14 protein-coding genes are annotated in these 17,161 nt (G+C 63.2%); 8 read left to right on the plus strand and 6 right to left on the minus strand.

Annotated elements, in window-relative coordinates; translation table 11 throughout:
* Positions 1–10: 10 nt before the first annotated feature.
* Both E4487_RS07185 and upp read right to left on the minus strand, forming a co-directional pair.
* Positions 11–1,273, minus strand: a complete 1,263-nt coding sequence (locus E4487_RS07185; protein ID WP_037046707.1) for a uracil-xanthine permease family protein — start codon at positions 1,271–1,273, stop codon at positions 11–13.
* Position 1,274: 1 nt separating this feature from the next.
* Positions 1,275–1,913 (minus strand): uracil phosphoribosyltransferase, encoded by a 639-nt coding sequence (upp, locus tag E4487_RS07190; RefSeq protein ID WP_037046710.1) that lies wholly within the window; start codon positions 1,911–1,913, stop codon positions 1,275–1,277.
* 239 nt (positions 1,914–2,152) lie between these two features.
* On the opposite strand from upp, the gene E4487_RS07195 reads away from it, so the two are divergent.
* Positions 2,153–2,710, plus strand: coding sequence for a hypoxanthine-guanine phosphoribosyltransferase (locus tag E4487_RS07195; protein ID WP_037046713.1), 558 nt, complete (start codon positions 2,153–2,155; stop codon positions 2,708–2,710).
* A 35-nt stretch (positions 2,711–2,745) separates the two neighbouring features.
* Here the strand turns inward: E4487_RS07195 and dauA are convergent, their stop codons facing one another.
* Positions 2,746–4,476, minus strand: a complete 1,731-nt coding sequence (dauA, locus tag E4487_RS07200; RefSeq protein WP_175253024.1) for a C4-dicarboxylic acid transporter DauA — start codon at positions 4,474–4,476, stop codon at positions 2,746–2,748.
* 172 nt (positions 4,477–4,648) lie between these two features.
* Here dauA and E4487_RS07205 point away from each other — a divergent pair, with 172 nt between their 5' ends.
* A complete protein-coding gene (locus tag E4487_RS07205; RefSeq protein WP_037046718.1) occupies positions 4,649–4,936 on the plus strand; it encodes a PA4642 family protein in 288 nt (95 codons plus the stop codon).
* 122 nt (positions 4,937–5,058) lie between these two features.
* Here E4487_RS07205 and rpsT read toward each other — a convergent pair whose 3' ends face one another.
* Entirely contained in the window at positions 5,059–5,337 is a 279-nt protein-coding gene (gene rpsT, locus E4487_RS07210) for a 30S ribosomal protein S20 (RefSeq protein WP_003243036.1), read from the minus strand.
* 190 nt (positions 5,338–5,527) lie between these two features.
* Between rpsT and murJ the strand changes: the two genes are divergently transcribed.
* From murJ to ispH, 6 genes are all read left to right on the plus strand, one after another.
* On the plus strand, positions 5,528–7,063 hold the full coding sequence (murJ, locus tag E4487_RS07215) for a murein biosynthesis integral membrane protein MurJ (RefSeq protein ID WP_175253025.1): 1,536 nt from the start codon (positions 5,528–5,530) through the stop codon (positions 7,061–7,063).
* Between the two features lie 61 nt (positions 7,064–7,124).
* On the plus strand, positions 7,125–8,075 hold the full coding sequence (ribF, locus tag E4487_RS07220) for a bifunctional riboflavin kinase/FAD synthetase (RefSeq protein WP_037046723.1): 951 nt from the start codon (positions 7,125–7,127) through the stop codon (positions 8,073–8,075).
* Positions 8,072–10,906: an isoleucine--tRNA ligase gene (gene ileS, locus E4487_RS07225; protein WP_175253026.1), complete on the plus strand. Its 2,835-nt coding sequence runs from the start codon at positions 8,072–8,074 to the stop codon at positions 10,904–10,906. The genes ribF and ileS overlap by 4 nt, the downstream gene beginning before the upstream one ends.
* Complete coding sequence (gene lspA / locus E4487_RS07230; protein WP_150608206.1) at positions 10,899–11,408, plus strand: signal peptidase II; 510 nt, start codon at positions 10,899–10,901, stop codon at positions 11,406–11,408. The genes ileS and lspA overlap by 8 nt, the downstream gene beginning before the upstream one ends.
* Entirely contained in the window at positions 11,405–11,842 is a 438-nt protein-coding gene (locus E4487_RS07235; protein WP_047590269.1) for a peptidylprolyl isomerase, read from the plus strand. The genes lspA and E4487_RS07235 overlap by 4 nt, the downstream gene beginning before the upstream one ends.
* 138 nt (positions 11,843–11,980) lie before the next feature.
* Positions 11,981–12,925: a 4-hydroxy-3-methylbut-2-enyl diphosphate reductase gene (gene ispH / locus E4487_RS07240; protein WP_175253027.1), complete on the plus strand. Its 945-nt coding sequence runs from the start codon at positions 11,981–11,983 to the stop codon at positions 12,923–12,925.
* Between the two features lie 46 nt (positions 12,926–12,971).
* Here the strand turns inward: ispH and E4487_RS07245 are convergent, their stop codons facing one another.
* The gene (locus tag E4487_RS07245; protein ID WP_175253028.1) at positions 12,972–13,385 is read right to left on the minus strand and encodes a type IV pilin protein; all 414 of its coding nucleotides are present in this window, start codon (positions 13,383–13,385) and stop codon (positions 12,972–12,974) included.
* 29 nt (positions 13,386–13,414) lie between these two features.
* Positions 13,415–17,152, minus strand: coding sequence for a pilus assembly protein (locus E4487_RS07250; protein WP_175253029.1), 3,738 nt, complete (start codon positions 17,150–17,152; stop codon positions 13,415–13,417).
* Between the last annotated feature and the right edge of the window lie 9 nt (positions 17,153–17,161).

Here is a 17,161-nt window from a genome sequence, read left to right on the forward strand (position 1 = left end):
TACGGCGGGGTCACGCGTCTTCGAGGTCGCGGTTGCGCCAGCCGGCACCGCCAGGGAGCAGCAGGTTGAGCAGCAGCGCGCTGATGGCGCACAGGGAAATCCCCGACAGGGCGAACTCCTGGCCGCCGATGACCATGCCGCCGATGCCGAAGACCAGGGTCACCGAGACGATGATCAGGTTGCGTGCTTCGGACAGGTCGACCTGATGGCGGATCAGGGTGTTCAGGCCCACCACCGCGATGGAGCCGAACAGCAGGCAGAGGATGCCGCCCATCACCGGCACCGGAATGCTCTGCAGGGCCACGCCGAACTTGCCGATGAAGGCCAGGGCGATGGCGAACACGGCGGCCCAGGTCATGATCTTCGGGTTGTAGCTCTTGGTCAGCATCACCGCGCCGGTCACTTCGGCGTAGGTGGTGTTGGGCGGGCCGCCGAAGAGGCCGGCGGCCGAGGTGGCCAGGCCGTCGCCGAGCAGGGTGCGGTGCAGGCCGGGCTTCTTCACGAAGTTCTTGCCGGTGACGTTACCGATCGCCACCACGCCGCCGATGTGCTCGATGGCCGGTGCCAGCGCGACCGGCACCATGTACAGGATGGCGCCCCAGTGCAGCTCCGGTGCGATGAAGTTGGGCATGGCGATCCAGGCGGCCTGGCTCACGGCGCTGCTGTCGATCACGCCGAGCAGGGCGGCAATCGAGCAGCCAACGGCGATGCCGGCGAGAATCGGTACCAGGCGGAAGATGCCACGGCCGAGCACGGCGACCAGCACGGTGGTGATCAGCGCCGGCATCGAGATCAGCATGGCGGTCTGGTACGGCACCAGTTCCACGCTGCCGTCACCGGCCTTGCCCATGGCCATGTTCACCGCGACCGGCGACAGCGCCAGGCCGATGGAGATGATCACCGGTGCGATCACCACCGGCGGCAGCAGGCGGTCGATGAAGCTCGGGCCGCGCAGTTTGACCACCACCGACAGCAGGATGTAGACCAGGCCCGCAGCGATGATCCCGCCCATCACGGCCGGCAGGCCGAACTCGCCCTTGGCGGCCAGGATCGGTGCGATGAAGGCGAAGCTGGAGGCGAGGAACACCGGTACCTGGCGTTTGGTCACCAGCTGGAACAGCAGGGTGCCGATGCCGGCGGTGAACAGCGCGACGTTGGGGTCCATGCCAGTGATCAGCGGCATCAGTACCAGCGCGCCGAAAGCCACGAAGAGCATCTGTGCGCCGGAGATGCCCTGGCGCCACAGCGGATCGTTGAATTCCGTCTGCGACATGTCAGGCGTCCTTCTGCTTGGTGCCGAAAATCTTGTCGCCCGCATCGCCCAGGCCCGGAATGATGTAGCCGTGTTCGTTCAGGCACTGGTCGATGGAGGCGGTGAAGATGGTCACATCGGGATGCGCCTTCTCGACCGCTTCGATGCCCTCGGGGGCAGCGACCAGGACCATGGCGCGGATGTCCTTGCAGCCGGCTTTCTTCAGCAGGTCGATGGTGGCGACCATGGAGCCGCCGGTGGCCAGCATCGGGTCGATGATCAGGGCCAGGCGCGAGTCGATCTCCGGTGCGAGCTTCTCCAGGTAGGTGTGCGCCTCGAGTGTCTGCTCGTTGCGCGCCACGCCCACGGCACTGACCTTGGCGCCGGGAATCAGGCTGAGCACGCCGTCGAGCATGCCGATGCCGGCGCGCAGGATCGGCACGACGGTGATCTTCTTGCCGGCGATCTTCTCGACCTGCACGGCGCCCGCCCAGCCTTCGATCTCGTAGGCTTCCAGCGGCAGGTCGTTGGTCGCCTCGTAGGTCAGCAGGGCGCCCACTTCCTGGGCCAGCTCACGGAAATTCTTGGTGCTGATATCGGCGCGGCGCATCAGGCCGATCTTGTGACGGATCAGCGGATGGCGGATCTCGCGAGTGGGCATGGGCTGGGATCTCCAACGGGGCTCTGGGAAAAATCGCGTTAGATTAAAGCATTGCTCGTGCCAAGTGGTGGGTGACTTGCGGGTCACGGTACACGGCGTCCTGCATGGGCTACGCTGGTCAGGCGAGACTTGGCAAGCGCTGTCCAGGTCTGTACCTTTGCCCGCTTTTATTTGACGACTCGATCAGCTTTCAGGCTGCTCAGCGCCATTCATCAGCCCGATCAAGAGAGAACGCCATCATGTCCGCCGATCTCGCGCACATCCGCCAAGTCATGGCGGAAGCCGACTGCCTGTTCACCGACGCCCAGGTCGAAGCGGCCATCGACAAGGTCGCCGGCCAGATCAATGCCGAACTGGCCGAGAGCAACCCGGTGGTGTTCTGCGTGATGAACGGCGGGCTGATCTTCTCCGGCAAGCTGCTGCCCAAGCTGAACTTCCCGCTCGAGGCGTCCTACCTGCACGCGACCCGTTACCGCAATGAAACCAGCGGTGGCGAACTGTTCTGGAAGGCCAAGCCGGAAGTCTCGTTCATCGACCGCGACGTGCTGATCATCGACGACATCCTCGACGAGGGGCATACCCTCGGCGCCATCATCGACTTCTGCCACCATGCCGGTGCCCGTGCCGTGCACACTGCCGTGTTGATCGACAAGGAGCATGACCGCAAGGCGCGCCCGGACCTGAAGGCCAACTATGTCGGTCTGCAGTGCATTGACCGCTACATCTTCGGCTACGGCATGGACTACAAGGGATACTGGCGCAACGCTGCCGGCATCTTCGCGGTCAAGGGCCTGTAAGCCGCTGCCCCGCTTTGGGCGTGTGCCATGCGCGCCTAGGCTTCCTGAGGTTTTTCCCCCAACCAGCGCAACGCCTTCGCGCGCGCCTGTGCCAGGTCGCGCACGTAGGCCAGTTCGCCTTCGCGGCGCAGCACCCCGGCGCGACGCAGCTGCAGGCGCACCTGAGCCGTCGCGCCGCTGAGGATCAGCGCCACGTTCTGCTGCCGATAGTCGCGCAGGACGTTGTCCAGTGCGGCCAGGGCCGTCATGTCCAGCAGCGGTACGGCGGTGATGTCGACGATCACGATGCGCACCCCCGGCGTGAAGCGGCGCAGCACGCTCAGCGCCTTTTCCGCCGCACCGAAGAACAGCGGGCCACGGATGGCGTACGCCAGCACGTGCTCGGGCAGGTCCTGCAGGACCTGGCGCTGCTGACGGTTGAGGCTCGCGGTGTCGGTCAGTTCGCTCATGCGCTTGATGAACAGCCCGGCGGCCAGCAGCAGGCCGACGCCCACGGCCAGCACCATGTCGAACAGTACCGTCAGCACCAGGCAGACGAGCAGCACCAGCACATCGCTGCGCGGCGCGATGCGCAGGGTGTGCAGGACATGCTGCGGCTCGCTCATGTTCCACGCCACCATCAGCAGCAACGCCGCCAGCGCCGCCATCGGCAGGTAGCTGAACAGCGGTGCCAGCAGCAGGATCGCCGCCAGCACCACACCGGCATGCACCAGGGCGGCCAGTGGCGAGAAGGCACCGGCACGCACGTTGGCAGCGGTGCGGGCGATGGCGGCAGTAGCGGTGATGCCGCCGAAGAAGGGCGCGGCCAGGTTACCCAACCCCTGGCCGATCAGTTCGGCATTGGGGTCGTGCTTGCTGCCGGTCATGCCGTCGGCGACCACGGCGCAGAGCAGCGATTCGATGGCGCCCAGCATGGCGATGGCGAATGCCGGGGCCAGCAGCTGGCGGATCAGTTCGAAGGACAGCGTCAGGGGTTGGCCGTCGGCACCGGGCAGGCTCCAGGGCAGGGCCAGGTCCGGCAGGAACGGCGGGATGCCGGGGTATTCGACGCCATCGAGCTGATAGCTGAAGCGCTCGCCGAGTGTCGCCACGGGCAGCCCGAGCTGTTCCAGGGCAATGGCCAGTAGTGCGCCAAGCGCCAGGGCGACCAGGTGCGCGGGGACTTTCGGCACCAGGCGCGGCCAGATCAGTAGCGTTGCCAGGGCCGCTGCGCCGACCAGGCTGTCGCCCGGTTGCAGGCCGGGCAGGGCCTGCGCCAGCAGCTTCAGCTGTTCCAGCAGGTGATGGGGTGTGCTGGCCAGGTGCAGGCCGAACAGGTCCTTGATCTGCAGAATGGCGATGACGATGCCGATGCCGGCGGTAAAGCCCAGTGTCACCGGGTAGGGCACGAACTCGATCAGGCGTCCGGCGCGCAGCAGTCCCAGGGCGATCAGAATGGCTCCGGCGAGCATCGTGCACAGCAGCAGGCCGCCCAGGCCGTACTGCTGGGTGATCGGCAGGAGGATCACCACGAAGGCGGCCGTGGGACCGCAGATGTTGAAGCGCGAGCCACCGCACAGGGCGATCAGCGGCGCCGCGATCAGGACGGTGTAGAGGCCGTGCTGGGGGGCCACACCCACGGCGATGGCCAGCGCCATGGCCAGGGGAATGGCGATGATACCGACCGTCAGGCCGGCGCTCAGGTCGCCACGCAGGGCCTTCCACGAATAACCGGCGCGCCGGGTCTGGCGCCAGGCGGCGAACAGCGGTAACGATTGACGTGACATGCTGGCTCCAGGGTGGCTTGGCGCATTATAGGAGCCAGGATGCCGGGCGCGGTATGACCTAGGTCGGCTGTTGCGGCAGTCGTGCCGGTGTTAGCGTGTCCGGCTGCGCGTTGAGCGGCGCCCGGCTCGGCGGTACACTGCCGGCCCTCTGTAATGCTGGCGGGAGCAGGCGATGCGTAAAGACAAGAAGCAGGTGATTGGCGAAGAAATCAGCGATGACTCGATCAAGCTGTTCCTTGCGGTGGAACCGGCGGACGCCACGCCGCCGTCGCTGCACAAGCTGGTCAAGGCCTACCGTGGCCTGCGTGTCGATGACTTCGAGCGCTTCGTGGGCTTCTTCGTGGCCGCCGGCCATGATCTCGCCGCGACGGATGCGCAGGGCAACGACTTCGTTGCGCTGATCCAGGACCAGCGCAATGCCGAGCCTTACATCGAGGTGATCAAGGCCGCGCGCGGCTGAGGGCCTTGCAGAAAAATGCCCGCCTCCCTGGGAGTGCGGGCATTTTTTATGGCCTGCGGAGCAGGAATCCGGGGCAATAAAAAACCGGCCACAGGGGCCGGTTTTTCAAGAACCTGTCGCGATCAGGCGGCAGCAGCTTCGCCCAGCGCCTTGATGTGCGCGTTCAGGCGGCTCTTGTGACGAGCGGCTTTGTTCTTGTGGATGATGCCTTTGTCAGCCATGCGGTCGATGACCGGAACGGCTGCGGTGTAAGCGGTCTTGGCAAGCTCGAGATCCTTGGCAGCAATAGCCTTGACCACGTTCTTGATGTAGGTACGGACCATCGAGCGCAGGCTGGCGTTATGGCTACGGCGCTTCTCAGCCTGTTTGGCGCGTTTTTTGGCAGAAGGTGAGTTGGCCACCGTCAAGCTCCTCGAAAACTGGGGGGTTTACACAAATTAAGGCCGCGAATCATGCCGACATGACTATCGGCTGTCAAGTCCGCGGGTGCTTTTCGCCGCTGGCCTGACCAGCGGCGGCTCGCTACACTCGACGCTTTTGCGAGCGGCGGATTGTCCACGTTCGCCGCCGTCCGGAAAAGCCCTGACCTCCATGAATCTGCTCAAATCCCTGGCCGCCGTCAGCTCTCTGACCATGGTTTCCCGCGTGCTGGGCTTCGTGCGTGACACCATCATCGCCCGCACCTTCGGTGCCGGGGTGGCGTCGGACGCCTTCGTCGTGGCCTTCAAGCTGCCCAACCTGCTGCGTCGCATCTTCGCCGAGGGCGCGTTCTCCCAGGCTTTCGTACCCATTCTGGCGGAGTACAAGATGCAGCAGGGCGAGGAGGCCACGCGCACCTTCGTCGCCTATGTCTCCGGCCTGCTGACGCTGGTGCTGGCGCTGGTGACCGCCATCGGCGTACTGGCTGCCCCCTGGATCGTCTGGGCCTCGGCGCCGGGCTTCGCCGAGGATGGCGAGCGCTTCGGGCTGACCGTCGATCTGTTGCGGGTGACCTTTCCTTATATATTGCTGATTTCCCTGTCCTCGCTGGCCGGCGCCATCCTCAATACCTGGAACCGCTTCTCGGTGCCGGCCTTCGTGCCGACCCTGCTCAACGTCAGCATGATCGTCTTCGCGCTGTTCCTGACCCCCTATTTCGACCCGCCGATCATGGCGCTCGGCTGGGCGGTACTGGCTGGCGGCGTGGCGCAACTGGTCTGGCAGCTTCCGCACCTGAAACGGATAGGCATGCTGGTCCTGCCGCGGCTGAATTTCTCCGACCTCGGCGTGTGGCGGGTGCTGAAGCAGATGGGGCCGGCGATCTTCGGCGTCTCGGTGAGCCAGATCTCGCTGATCATCAACACCATCTTCGCCTCGTTCCTGGTGGCCGGCTCGGTGTCCTGGATGTACTACGCCGATCGCCTGATGGAGCTGCCCTCCGGGGTGCTGGGCGTGGCGCTGGGGACCATCCTCCTGCCGGCGCTGTCCAAGACCTACGCCAGTCGCGACCGTGAGGAGTACCGGCGCCTGCTCGACTGGGGCCTGCGCCTGTGCTTCCTGTTGGTGCTGCCCAGTGCGCTGGCGCTGGCGGTGCTGGCCGAGCCGTTGACCGTGTCGCTGTTCCAGTACGGCAAGTTCAGCGCCACCGATGCGCTGATGACCCAGCAGGCGCTGATCGCCTATTCCATCGGGCTGCTCGGCATCATCCTGGTGAAGATTCTCGCGCCCGGCTTCTACGCGCAGCAGAACATCAAGACGCCGGTGAAGATCGCCGTGGTGACGCTGCTCTTCACCCAGTTGATGAACCTGGCGCTGGTCGGCCCGCTGGCGCACGCCGGCCTGGCGCTGGCGATCAGCCTGGCGGCCTGCCTCAACGCCGGCCTGCTGTACTGGCAGCTGCGCCGCGCCGACATCTTCCGCCCGTTGCCCGGCTGGGGGCTGTTCCTGCTCAAGCTGGTGCTGGCAGTGGTGGTCATGGTCGCGGTGCTGCTGGGCTTGCTGCAGGTCATGCCGGCCTGGGCCGATGGCGAGATGCCGCTGCGCCTGTTGCGCCTCGCGGGGCTGGTGGTCGCCGGCCTGATCACCTACTTCGGCATGTTGCTGCTGCTGGGATTCCGTCTGCGCGACTTTGCCCGACGGGCGCTTTGACGCCTGTTGTGCATGGCGTGCTGTGCGTATAATCGGCCACTTTGTGAACAAGAAGCGTGCTATGCAGCTGGTTCGAGGTCTTCATAACCTGCAGTCCCAGGCGCGGGGCTGTGTGGTCACCATCGGTAATTTCGACGGCGTTCATCGTGGGCACCAGGCCATCCTGGCGCGCCTGCGTGAGCGTGCCGCGGAGTTGGCCGTGCCCAGTTGCGTGGTGATCTTCGAGCCGCAGCCGCGAGAATTCTTCGGCCCGGATACCGCTCCGGCGCGCCTGACCCGCCTGCGTGACAAGCTTGCCCTGCTGGCCGCGGAAGGCGTCGACATGGTGCTGTGCCTGGCCTTCAATCGCCGGCTGCGGGAGTTGTCGGCGGCCGAGTTCGTGCAGCGCGTGCTGGTCGACGGGCTCAAGGTCAGGGACCTGGAGATCGGCGACGATTTCCGCTTCGGTTGCGACCGGGCCGGCGATTTCGAATTTCTCAAGGCGGCTGGCCAGCGTCATGGCTTCAGCGTCGATGCCTCGACCACGGTCGAGGTGCGCGGTGGCCGGGTCAGCAGCACACGCGTGCGCCAGGCGCTGGCCGATGGTGATTTCGAACTGGCCGAAGCCCTGCTGGGGCGGCCGTTTCGCATCGTCGGGCGGGTGCTGCACGGGCAGAAGCTCGGTCGCCAGCTGAATGCCCCCACTGCCAATATCCAGCTCAAGCGGCGCAAGGTGCCGCTGACCGGCGTCTATCTGGTGAGCTGTGACGTCGATGGCGTGATTCAACCAGGCGTCGCCAATATTGGCGTGCGCCCCAGCGTTGCCGGTGACGGCAGCGCCCATCTGGAAGTACACCTTCTGGATTTTGCCGGCGATCTGTATGGCCGGCGCCTCTCGGTGGCTTTCCACCACAAGCTGCGTGATGAGCAGCGTTTCGCCTCGCTGGAGGCTTTGAAGGCGGCAATTGCCGCCGATATTGCAACTGCCCGTGAATATTGGCAGAGCCACCCGCTGATGAAGAGTCCGACATGACCGATTACAAAGCCACGCTGAACCTGCCCGACACCCCCTTCCCGATGAAGGCTGGCCTGCCGCAACGCGAGCCGCAGACCCTGCAGCGCTGGATTGATATTGGCCTGTACGAGAAGCTGCGCAAGGCGGGTGAAGGGCGTCCGAAGTTCATCCTGCATGACGGCCCCCCCTACGCCAACGGCAGCATTCACATCGGCCACGCGCTGAACAAGATCCTCAAGGACATCATCACCCGTTCCAAGACCATGGCCGGCTTCGACGCGCCCTACGTGCCGGGCTGGGACTGCCATGGCCTGCCGATCGAGCACAAGGTCGAGACCACCTTCGGCAAGAACCAGCCGGCCGACCTGACCCGCGAGCGCTGCCGTGCCTATGCCGCCGAACAGGTGGAAGAGCAGAAGGCCGGTTTCGTCCGCCTTGGCGTGCTGGGTGACTGGAACAACCCCTACCTGACGATGAACTTCGCCAACGAGGCCGGCGAGATCCGCGCCCTGGCCGAGATGGTCAAGAACGGTTTCGTGTTCAAGGGCCTCAAGCCGGTCAACTTCTGCTTCGATTGTGGCTCGGCGCTGGCCGAGGCCGAAGTCGAGTACATGGACAAGAAGTCCGAAGCCATCGACGTCGCCTTCCCGGTCGCCGATGCCGACAAGCTGGCCGCCGCCTTCGGTCTGGCCAGCCTGAGCAAGCCGGCCGCCATCGTCATCTGGACCACTACGCCCTGGACCATCCCGGCCAACCAGGCGCTGAACGTGCATCCGGAATTCACCTACGCCCTGGTCGACGTCGGTGACCGCCTGCTGCTGCTGGCCGAAGAGATGGTGGAAAGCTGCCTGCAGCGCTACGACCTGCAGGGCGAGGTGGTGGCCACCGCGCCGGGCGCGGCGCTGGACCTGATCAACTTCCGCCACCCGCTGTACGAGCGTCTGTCGCCGGTGTACCTGGCCGACTACGTCGAGCTGGGCGCCGGTACCGGTATCGTTCACTCCGCACCCGCCTACGGCGAGGACGACTTCCGTACCTGCAAGGCGTACGGCATGAGCAACGATGACATCCTCAACCCGGTGCAGAGCAACGGCGTGTACGCCGAGTCGCTGCCGTTCTTCGGCGGCCAGTTCATCTGGAAGGCCAACCCGGCCATCGTCAGCAAGCTCGAAGAAGCCGGTGCGCTGCTCAAGCACGCCACCATCAGCCACAGTTACATGCACTGCTGGCGCCACAAGACGCCGCTGATCTACCGCGCCACCGCGCAGTGGTTCGTCGGCATGGACAGCCAGCCGAAGGAGGGTGGCACCCTGCGTGAGCGCTCGCTGGCGGCCATCGAACAAACCAAATTCGTCCCGGCCTGGGGCCAGGCGCGTCTGCACAGCATGATCGCCGGTCGCCCGGACTGGTGCATCTCGCGTCAGCGCAACTGGGGCGTGCCGATCCCGTTCTTCACCCACAAGGAGAGCGGCGAGCTGCACCCGCGCACCGTCGAACTGATGGAAGAGGTGGCGAAGCGCGTCGAGCAGGAGGGCATCGAAGCCTGGTTCAAGCTCGACGCCGCCGAGCTGCTGGGCGCCGAGGCCGAGCAGTACGACAAGAGCCGCGACACCCTGGACGTGTGGTTCGACTCCGGCACCACCCACTGGCACGTGCTGCGCGGTTCCCACGCCGACCTGGCGCACCGCAGCGGTCCGGTGGCCGACCTTTATCTGGAAGGTTCCGACCAGCACCGCGGCTGGTTCCATTCCTCCCTGCTGACCGGCTGCGCCATCGACGGCCACGCGCCGTACAAGGAACTGCTGACCCACGGCTTCACCGTCGACGAGCAGGGCCGCAAGCAGTCCAAGTCGCTCGGCAACGTGGTTGCGCCGCAGAAGGTGATCGACAGCATGGGCGCCGACATCCTGCGCCTGTGGGTAGCATCGACCGACTACTCCGGCGAGATGGCCGTTTCTGACCAGATCCTGCAGCGCAGTGCCGATGCCTACCGCCGCATCCGCAACACCGCGCGCTTCATGCTGGCCAACCTCAACGGTTTCGACCCGGCCAGGGACCTGCTGCAACCCGAGCAGATGCTCGACCTCGACCGCTGGGCGGTGGACGCCACCGCGCGCCTGCAGGACGAGCTAACCGAGGCCTACGGCGAGTACCGCTTCTGGAACGTCTACTCCAAGGTGCACAACTTCTGCGTGCAGGAGCTGGGCGGCTTCTACCTGGACATCATCAAGGACCGCCAGTACACCACGGCGGCCGACAGCGTGGCGCGTCGCTCCTGCCAGAGCGCGCTGTTCCACATCTGCGAGGCGCTGGTGCGCTGGGTGGCGCCGATCCTGGCGTTCACCGCCGAGGAAATCTGGCAGTTCCTGCCGGGTGAGCGCGCCGAGTCGGTGATGCTGGCCACCTGGTACGAGAACCTGGCGCGTCTGCCGCAAGGCTTCGAGCTGGATCAGGCCTATTGGCAGCGCGTGATGGACGTCAAGGGCGCGGTCAACAAGGAACTGGAGGCCATGCGGGCGAGCAAGACCATCGGCGCCAGCCTGCAGGCTGAGGTCACCCTGTTCAGCGACGACGCCCTGAGCGGCGATCTGGCCAAGCTCGGCGACGAGCTGCGCTTCGCGCTGATCACCTCCGCTGCCACCACCGCGCCACTGGCGGATGCGCCGGCCGATGCCGTCAGCACCGAGGTGCCGGGCCTGAAGCTGAGGATCGTCAAGTCCGCGCATGCCAAGTGCGGTCGTTGCTGGCACCTGCGCGCCGACGTCGGCAGCCACGCCGCGCATCCGGAACTGTGCAGCCGCTGCGTGAGCAACATCGAGGGTGACGGCGAGGTGCGCAAGCATGCCTGAGTCTTCGCGTTTCGGGCACTTGCCCTGGCTGCTGCTGAGCGTGCTGATCCTGGTCGTCGACCGGGTCAGCAAGGACTTCTTCGAAGGCAGTCTGAGCATGTACCAGCGTATTCAGGTCATCCCTGACTACTTCGACTGGACCCTGGCCTACAACACCGGCGCGGCATTCAGCTTCCTGGCGGATGCCGACGGCTGGCAGCGCTGGTTCTTCGCCGCCATCGCCATCGTGGTCAGCGTCGTGCTGGTGGTCTGGGTCAAGCGTCTCAAGCGCCACGAAACCCTCCTCGCCGTGGCGCTGGCCATGGTCCTGGGCGGTGCGCTGGGTAACCTGTACGACCGCGTCGTGCTCGGTCATGTGGTCGATTTCATCCTGGTGCACTGGCAGAACCGCTGGTTCTTCCCGGCGTTCAACCTGGCCGACACCTTCATCACCCTCGGCGCCATCCTGCTGGCACTGGATATGTTCAAGAGCGACAAGTCCACGAAGGAGGCTGCGCAATGAGCGACGTACGCATCGGCCCGGATCGCGAGGTCACCCTGCATTTCGCCCTCAAGCTGGAAAACGGCGATGTGGTCGACAGCACGTTCGACAAGCAGCCGGCCACCTTCAAGGTCGGTGATGGCAACCTGTTGCCGGGCTTCGAGCAGGCGCTGTACGGCTTCAAGGCCGGCGACAAGCGCAGCGTGCAGGTCCAGCCGGAGCAGGGCTTCGGCCAGCCCAACCCGCAGAACGTGCAGGTCATGCCGCGCAGCCAGTTCGAGGGCATGGAGCTGTCCGAGGGCTTGCTGGTGATCTTCAACGACGCCGCCAATGCCGAACTGCCGGGTGTGGTCAAAGCCTTCGACGACGCTCAGGTGACCATCGACTTCAACCACCCGCTGGCTGGCAAGGTGCTGCAGTTCGATGTGGAAATCATCGAGGTCAAAGCGCTCTAACCGGTCGTGCTGACCCTGTAGGAGCGGCTTCAGCCGCGAGCTCTTCTTGCAGCCTGCGCGTATTCCGCGCAGGCTGCGACTTTCGGGATCACTCAAGTGCCTTGTGCCGATCCTTCGTTTTATCGCGAGACGCCTTGTATGCATATCAAACTCGCCAATCCCCGTGGCTTCTGCGCCGGTGTCGACCGCGCCATCGAGATCGTCAACCGTGCCCTGGAGGTATTCGGTCCGCCGATCTACGTGCGCCATGAAGTGGTGCACAACAAGTTCGTGGTCGAGGACCTGCGCGCCCGTGGCGCGGTGTTCGTCGAGGAGCTGGATCAGGTGCCGGACGACGTCATCGTCATCTTCAGTGCGCACGGTGTTTCCAAGGCGGTACGCGACGAGGCGGCGAACCGTGGTCTCAAGGTATTCGACGCCACCTGCCCGCTGGTGACCAAGGTGCACATGGAAGTGGTGCGCTACAGCCGCGAAGGCCGCGAGTGTATCCTCATCGGCCACGAAGGCCACCCGGAAGTCGAAGGCACCATGGGCCAGTATGACGCCAGCAACGGTGGCGCCATCTACCTGGTGGAGGACGAGGCGGACGTCGCCGAGTTGCAGGTACGCGACCCACAGAACCTGGCGTTCGTGACCCAGACTACCTTGTCGATGGACGATACCAGCAAGGTGATCGACGCCCTGCGCGCCAGGTTCCCTGCCATTGGCGGACCGCGCAAGGACGACATCTGCTATGCCACGCAGAACCGCCAGGACGCAGTCAAGCAGCTCGCCAGCGAGTGCGATGTGCTGCTGGTGGTCGGCAGCCCGAACAGCTCCAACTCCAATCGCCTGCGCGAACTGGCCGAGCGCATGGGTACGCCCGCTTACCTTATCGATGGCGCCGAAGATCTCAAGTCCGAGTGGTTTGACGGTGTGGCGGGTGTAGGTATCACCGCCGGCGCCTCCGCCCCGGAAGTCCTGGTGCGCGGCGTGGTGGAACAGCTCCGCGCCTGGGGCGCAGAAGGGGAGTGCGAACTGGAAGGGCGGCCGGAGAACGTGACGTTCTCCATGCCGAAGGAGTTGAGGGTTAAGGCGCTATAAAAAAAGCCCCGATTGATCAATCGGGGCTTTTTCGTTCAAGCAGGCACTATTTCCAACAATCGCTTACGGATGCACCAGAGGCGGTAACGCCTTTCTCTCCCTTGGCGTCGAGCGTCAGGTTACCGCACTTGGTGTCGTTGAACTGATTGGTAGCCGTCAACGTATACCCACCATCGCCATTCACGCTGGCAACGGAAAGTGTGTACTTGCCCGTTTCGGAGGTGACTCCGCCAAGCCCCAGCTTGCTCAGGTCACTGCTGTTGGTGATATACACATTGTTCTGCGCAAAGTAGCGCTCCTGGCGCGCGGAGGCATCGGCCAGAAACGCCTGGCCTTCGCTCCGATTGGCGCGCTGCACGTACTCCGTATAGCTCGGGTACGCAATCGCGGCCAGAATACCTATGACCACAACCACTATCATGACTTCAAGCAGTGTGAAGCCTTTTTGAGCGGGGTTCATCGAATGCTCCATGGAGTGTGTGTTCCTCTTCATTCCTGCTCGATTCTGCGCCAGCTCTGACGCCCGATGCTGGAGGGGTCCGGGTAGATATTGGTGCACTCCTGGCCGGTGCAGTACTGGAACGTGTTGTCAGAGTTCTGCGACAGCGTGCCGCCCCCTTCACCATCCTGGCGAATGGCCGAGATGTTGTCGGTGCCTACATTCGACGTTGGGGTGTAGTCGAAAGCATTGTGTGGCGTTCTGCCTCCGGTGAACGGGTTGATAGCGAAGGTCCAGTTGGTGGCGCCATCGCCACAAGGATCGTCATTGGGGATCAGGGTCTGGAAGAAGACCGTACGACCCAGCTGCGACATGTTCTCGACCACCATTTCACCGTCGCTCTGACGAAGATCGAGCCACCAGCCGTTCTGTGCGCTCTGGGTGTCCGATCCGTACCAGTCTACAGCGTTGTTGCTAATGACCAAACCCTGCCGGGATGAACCATCGGCTGCCACGGTGACCTGATTGGTGATCTGCTGCCTTTGCAAGCTTGAGCGGCTGATGTTCGGATCGCTGGCGTTCTCTCCAAGCGTTTCTTTGTCCCAGATGCCGTAGACAGTCTGGGGCATGGTCTTGTCACCGTCCTTGTCATTGGTCTCGAAGAATTTACCGGTTCCGAAGATCACCAGGTAGCCAACCCCCGTAGAGTGGCGGACCAGACTGGGGGCGGACGTGATGGGCTGACGACTGTCGTTGTTGCTGGACGTCGCACTGAACAGGGGCTCACCGCCATAGGCGACCTCGAAATCACCGAGAGCCGCTTCGCCATCATCGCTACGAGTGAAGGGCGCAGTGCTGCTGCGACCGTTTCGCAACAGGTCGAAGCGCCAGACATTGCCCTGCAGGTCACCCGCGTATGCGTAATCCGCTACGCCGTCGGCGTTGTAGTCACCGAGCTTGGGTGTCGAGAGTCCATTGGCTACGCCGTCGACCCCTGACACCTCAAGGTTCTTCAGCAGCGTGCCTTCCATGGCATCTACGATGAACAGTGCTGCTTTGCCATTGGTGTTGTTGGCGCTTTCGTAGCCGTTGCCGAAGACGACAGCCCATTTGCCGGTGTGCAAGCGAGCGATGGTCGGTTGCGAGAAGCTGTAACCCATCTTGGCCAGTGCGTCTGCCGGCAGGTCAGTGTCATCGAATTCCCACAACAGTTTCTCTTCTCCGGGTGTCGTCACGTCCAGGGCGAATACGGACTTGCCGCCGGCCTTGAGCGTACCGACCAGGATGGTGCGCCATTCGGTACCATCGAACACATCCGCGACAGTGGGCGGGCCATCGACATAGAACTCGTGGCTGTAATTGGTGCCAGTCAGTTTGTTCAACTTGTGGAACACGGCGCTCGGGATAAAGGCGAATTCCTCGGCGCCTGTATTGGCATTGAAGCCATGCAGCATGCCGTCGTTGCCGCCCACGTATATCCTTGGCCGGCGTTGAGCAATGTCTTGTGCAAAGGTGCTATAGGCCGTGTTGTCCTCCAGGCGATTCGAAAAACTCACCAGGTAACGAGGGCCGGAAACCACGGCAGGCGTAGAGGAATAGAAGTCCCCCAGTACCCCGCTACGCTGACGGAAGGTCGTACCTTCTCCCTCACGCGAGCCCCGCAGATAGCTGAGGCGCTCGGAGCCTTTGTCATCCCCTATGTTGCTGTTTTCCGGGTCGCGGCTCAGGAAGTAGGCAAGCGTACCAGCGGTCGAACTTGAGCCGGCATTGTCCCAGGTAAAATCCACAAGGCCGCTGTTGCTGTTGCCTGCGATCTTGATTGTTCGGCTTGCGGCGCCAGGAACCTGAGTCTTGGCACTCCAGATCTCACGTGTCTCGAAGGCACTGGTTTGGGCGTTCCACGCTTTCTCGAAGCGTTTCACGTCCCCCGACCAGTTGTCATCGCTGGCATAGGAGGTCTGATAGGACACCGTCTTCACGGTGCCGTTGTCGTCCTGGTCCGTGCTGATTTGCCCCGAGTTGATGGCCGGGCGGGCTGCAGTGGATTTGCGATCGGCGATACGCGAAAGGATGTCGTCAAATGCCTGCACCATCGCTTCCGGACTGTCGACGCTGAAGAACTCGCCACGCGAGTTAATGGCGGCGTGCCAAAGGTCGTAGACGTTATTCGCGCTGCCGCTGGAAGCGGCTGGCCAGGTTGCGGTTCCTGCAACCAGTTTCGTATAGCCTTCCCCCGTGAATGTGCTTCCGGCCCAAGGGACGTTAGCGTTGTTCAGGGATTCGGTGAGACCCAGCCCCATGACGAAGTTGGTCATGTGCTGCCAGGTTGCTGGATCGTTACGGGCGTCCCAGTAATCGGTAGTCGTGTCGCCTGACTTGAATGGGATATAGGCGGGAACATCGTTATCCAGCGTGGAATTCAGGTCCGTGGCCCAGTAATGCATGGCCAGGTCGGCCAGGGTTTCCGCCTGTGTGTCGTAATAGGGGCGACGCTGGCTGTAGGCGCGGCCATCCGGCAGGTTGAACGTGGAGGCGTCGTCCCGGAAGCTGCTTGGCATGCTGGTCGTGGAGTTCCACTGACCATCGGTCATCAGGATGTGGTAACTAGCCCGGCATGCGTAGGTGTTCTGCGTTGTATTGCCCGTCCCGTTAGGGTTTTTCTTCCAGGCGTTTTCGGTCTTTAGAAACTCGCCGGCACGCTTCATCGCGGCGGGCAAGTAAGTACTCTGGTTGAAGTTGATGTTCTGCATCCAGGCGTACAGCTGACCTTTGTGTTCCGGTGTATATGCCTGGAAAGTATTGTCATAGCAGTTGGTGGTCGACCCTCCGTCCAGGGTGGTGCAGTTGCCCAGCCCCTGCCATGTCAAGCGTACGGCGGGTGAGAGGTCGTAGAAGGCCAGTGCGGCAGCGGAGATCGTTGCCAGGGCACGGTTACGATAGAACGAATACCAGTTGGCAAAATTTTTCTGTTGATCGGCGTTGACGAAGTTGAGGCGGTAGCAGCTGTCATTGCCACTTGTGCAGCTAGTGGCTCGACTGGGGTCGTATGTGTAGTAATAGGCAGGTACACCTCGCTGTGATAGCGAGGCTGTTAAGTTATTTCCGTTTACGGTGCAGGAGGGTGTAAGCGTTGCAGCAGAGCTTGCATGAGTTGCTGTGGCCGTACACTCTACAACCGTCGTAGTGCAGCGGCGTCCACAACTTTCCTCGCGGGACGTCCGCGTAATATTAAAGATTATTCCGTCTGCTGTTTGTGTTGTAGTCGAACCGTTCGATGACAAGGTTACGGTAGCGCTGAAATCGTCCGACGGGTTTTCTCCAAGTCGGTTGGATGTATTGCTATAACCGTAGCTGGTGGCTTGACCGCTCAGCAGGTCGTAACTCCAGGTGAACCTGTAGTTGCTGCGCAGATCAATGGCGCCGAGGTTGGTCTTGTATCCATTGAGCGAGGCGGCGCTGAAACTGGTGGACAGTTGTACTTCGTCACCCGAGGTGTTGAACACGATGGGCGCTCTGTAGGTGGCATTCGGGTTGAAGTAAAGCGGGTTGAAGTCACTCGACTTGGCTCGGCGCGAGGCGTGTATACCGTTTACCCCGTCTGGCGCAAACGCCCAGCGCATACTGCCGGAGTCGTCCAGTGTCATCACCATATTGGGGGGGACGCCAATGGTCAGGCTCAGGGGGCTTTGCGACACAGTGGCATAGGCGTCGGCAGCACTCAGCAGGGTGGTGCCTAGAAGTGCATATGAAAGTGTCTTGGCGCGAGAGGAACGAAGTAAACGGTGCATGATGTCAGC

It is taken from the genome of Pseudomonas sp. BMW13 (assembly GCF_013357275.1).
Taxonomy (GTDB): domain Bacteria; phylum Pseudomonadota; class Gammaproteobacteria; order Pseudomonadales; family Pseudomonadaceae; genus Aquipseudomonas; species Aquipseudomonas khazarica.

Coding starts and splice junctions, on each gene's coding strand:
- murJ (WP_175253025.1), top strand. CDS start 5,528: ATGAATCTGCTCAAATCCCTGGCCGCCGTCAGCTCTCTGACCATGGTT.
- E4487_RS07235 (WP_047590269.1), top strand. CDS start 11,405: ATGAGCGACGTACGCATCGGCCCGGATCGCGAGGTCACCCTGCATTTC.
- E4487_RS07250 (WP_175253029.1), bottom strand. CDS start 17,152: ATGCACCGTTTACTTCGTTCCTCTCGCGCCAAGACACTTTCATATGCA.
- ribF (WP_037046723.1), top strand. CDS start 7,125: ATGCAGCTGGTTCGAGGTCTTCATAACCTGCAGTCCCAGGCGCGGGGC.
- E4487_RS07185 (WP_037046707.1), bottom strand. CDS start 1,273: ATGTCGCAGACGGAATTCAACGATCCGCTGTGGCGCCAGGGCATCTCC.
- ileS (WP_175253026.1), top strand. CDS start 8,072: ATGACCGATTACAAAGCCACGCTGAACCTGCCCGACACCCCCTTCCCG.
- E4487_RS07245 (WP_175253028.1), bottom strand. CDS start 13,385: ATGAACCCCGCTCAAAAAGGCTTCACACTGCTTGAAGTCATGATAGTG.
- upp (WP_037046710.1), bottom strand. CDS start 1,913: ATGCCCACTCGCGAGATCCGCCATCCGCTGATCCGTCACAAGATCGGC.
- ispH (WP_175253027.1), top strand. CDS start 11,981: ATGCATATCAAACTCGCCAATCCCCGTGGCTTCTGCGCCGGTGTCGAC.
- lspA (WP_150608206.1), top strand. CDS start 10,899: ATGCCTGAGTCTTCGCGTTTCGGGCACTTGCCCTGGCTGCTGCTGAGC.
- dauA (WP_175253024.1), bottom strand. CDS start 4,476: ATGTCACGTCAATCGTTACCGCTGTTCGCCGCCTGGCGCCAGACCCGG.
- E4487_RS07195 (WP_037046713.1), top strand. CDS start 2,153: ATGTCCGCCGATCTCGCGCACATCCGCCAAGTCATGGCGGAAGCCGAC.
- E4487_RS07205 (WP_037046718.1), top strand. CDS start 4,649: ATGCGTAAAGACAAGAAGCAGGTGATTGGCGAAGAAATCAGCGATGAC.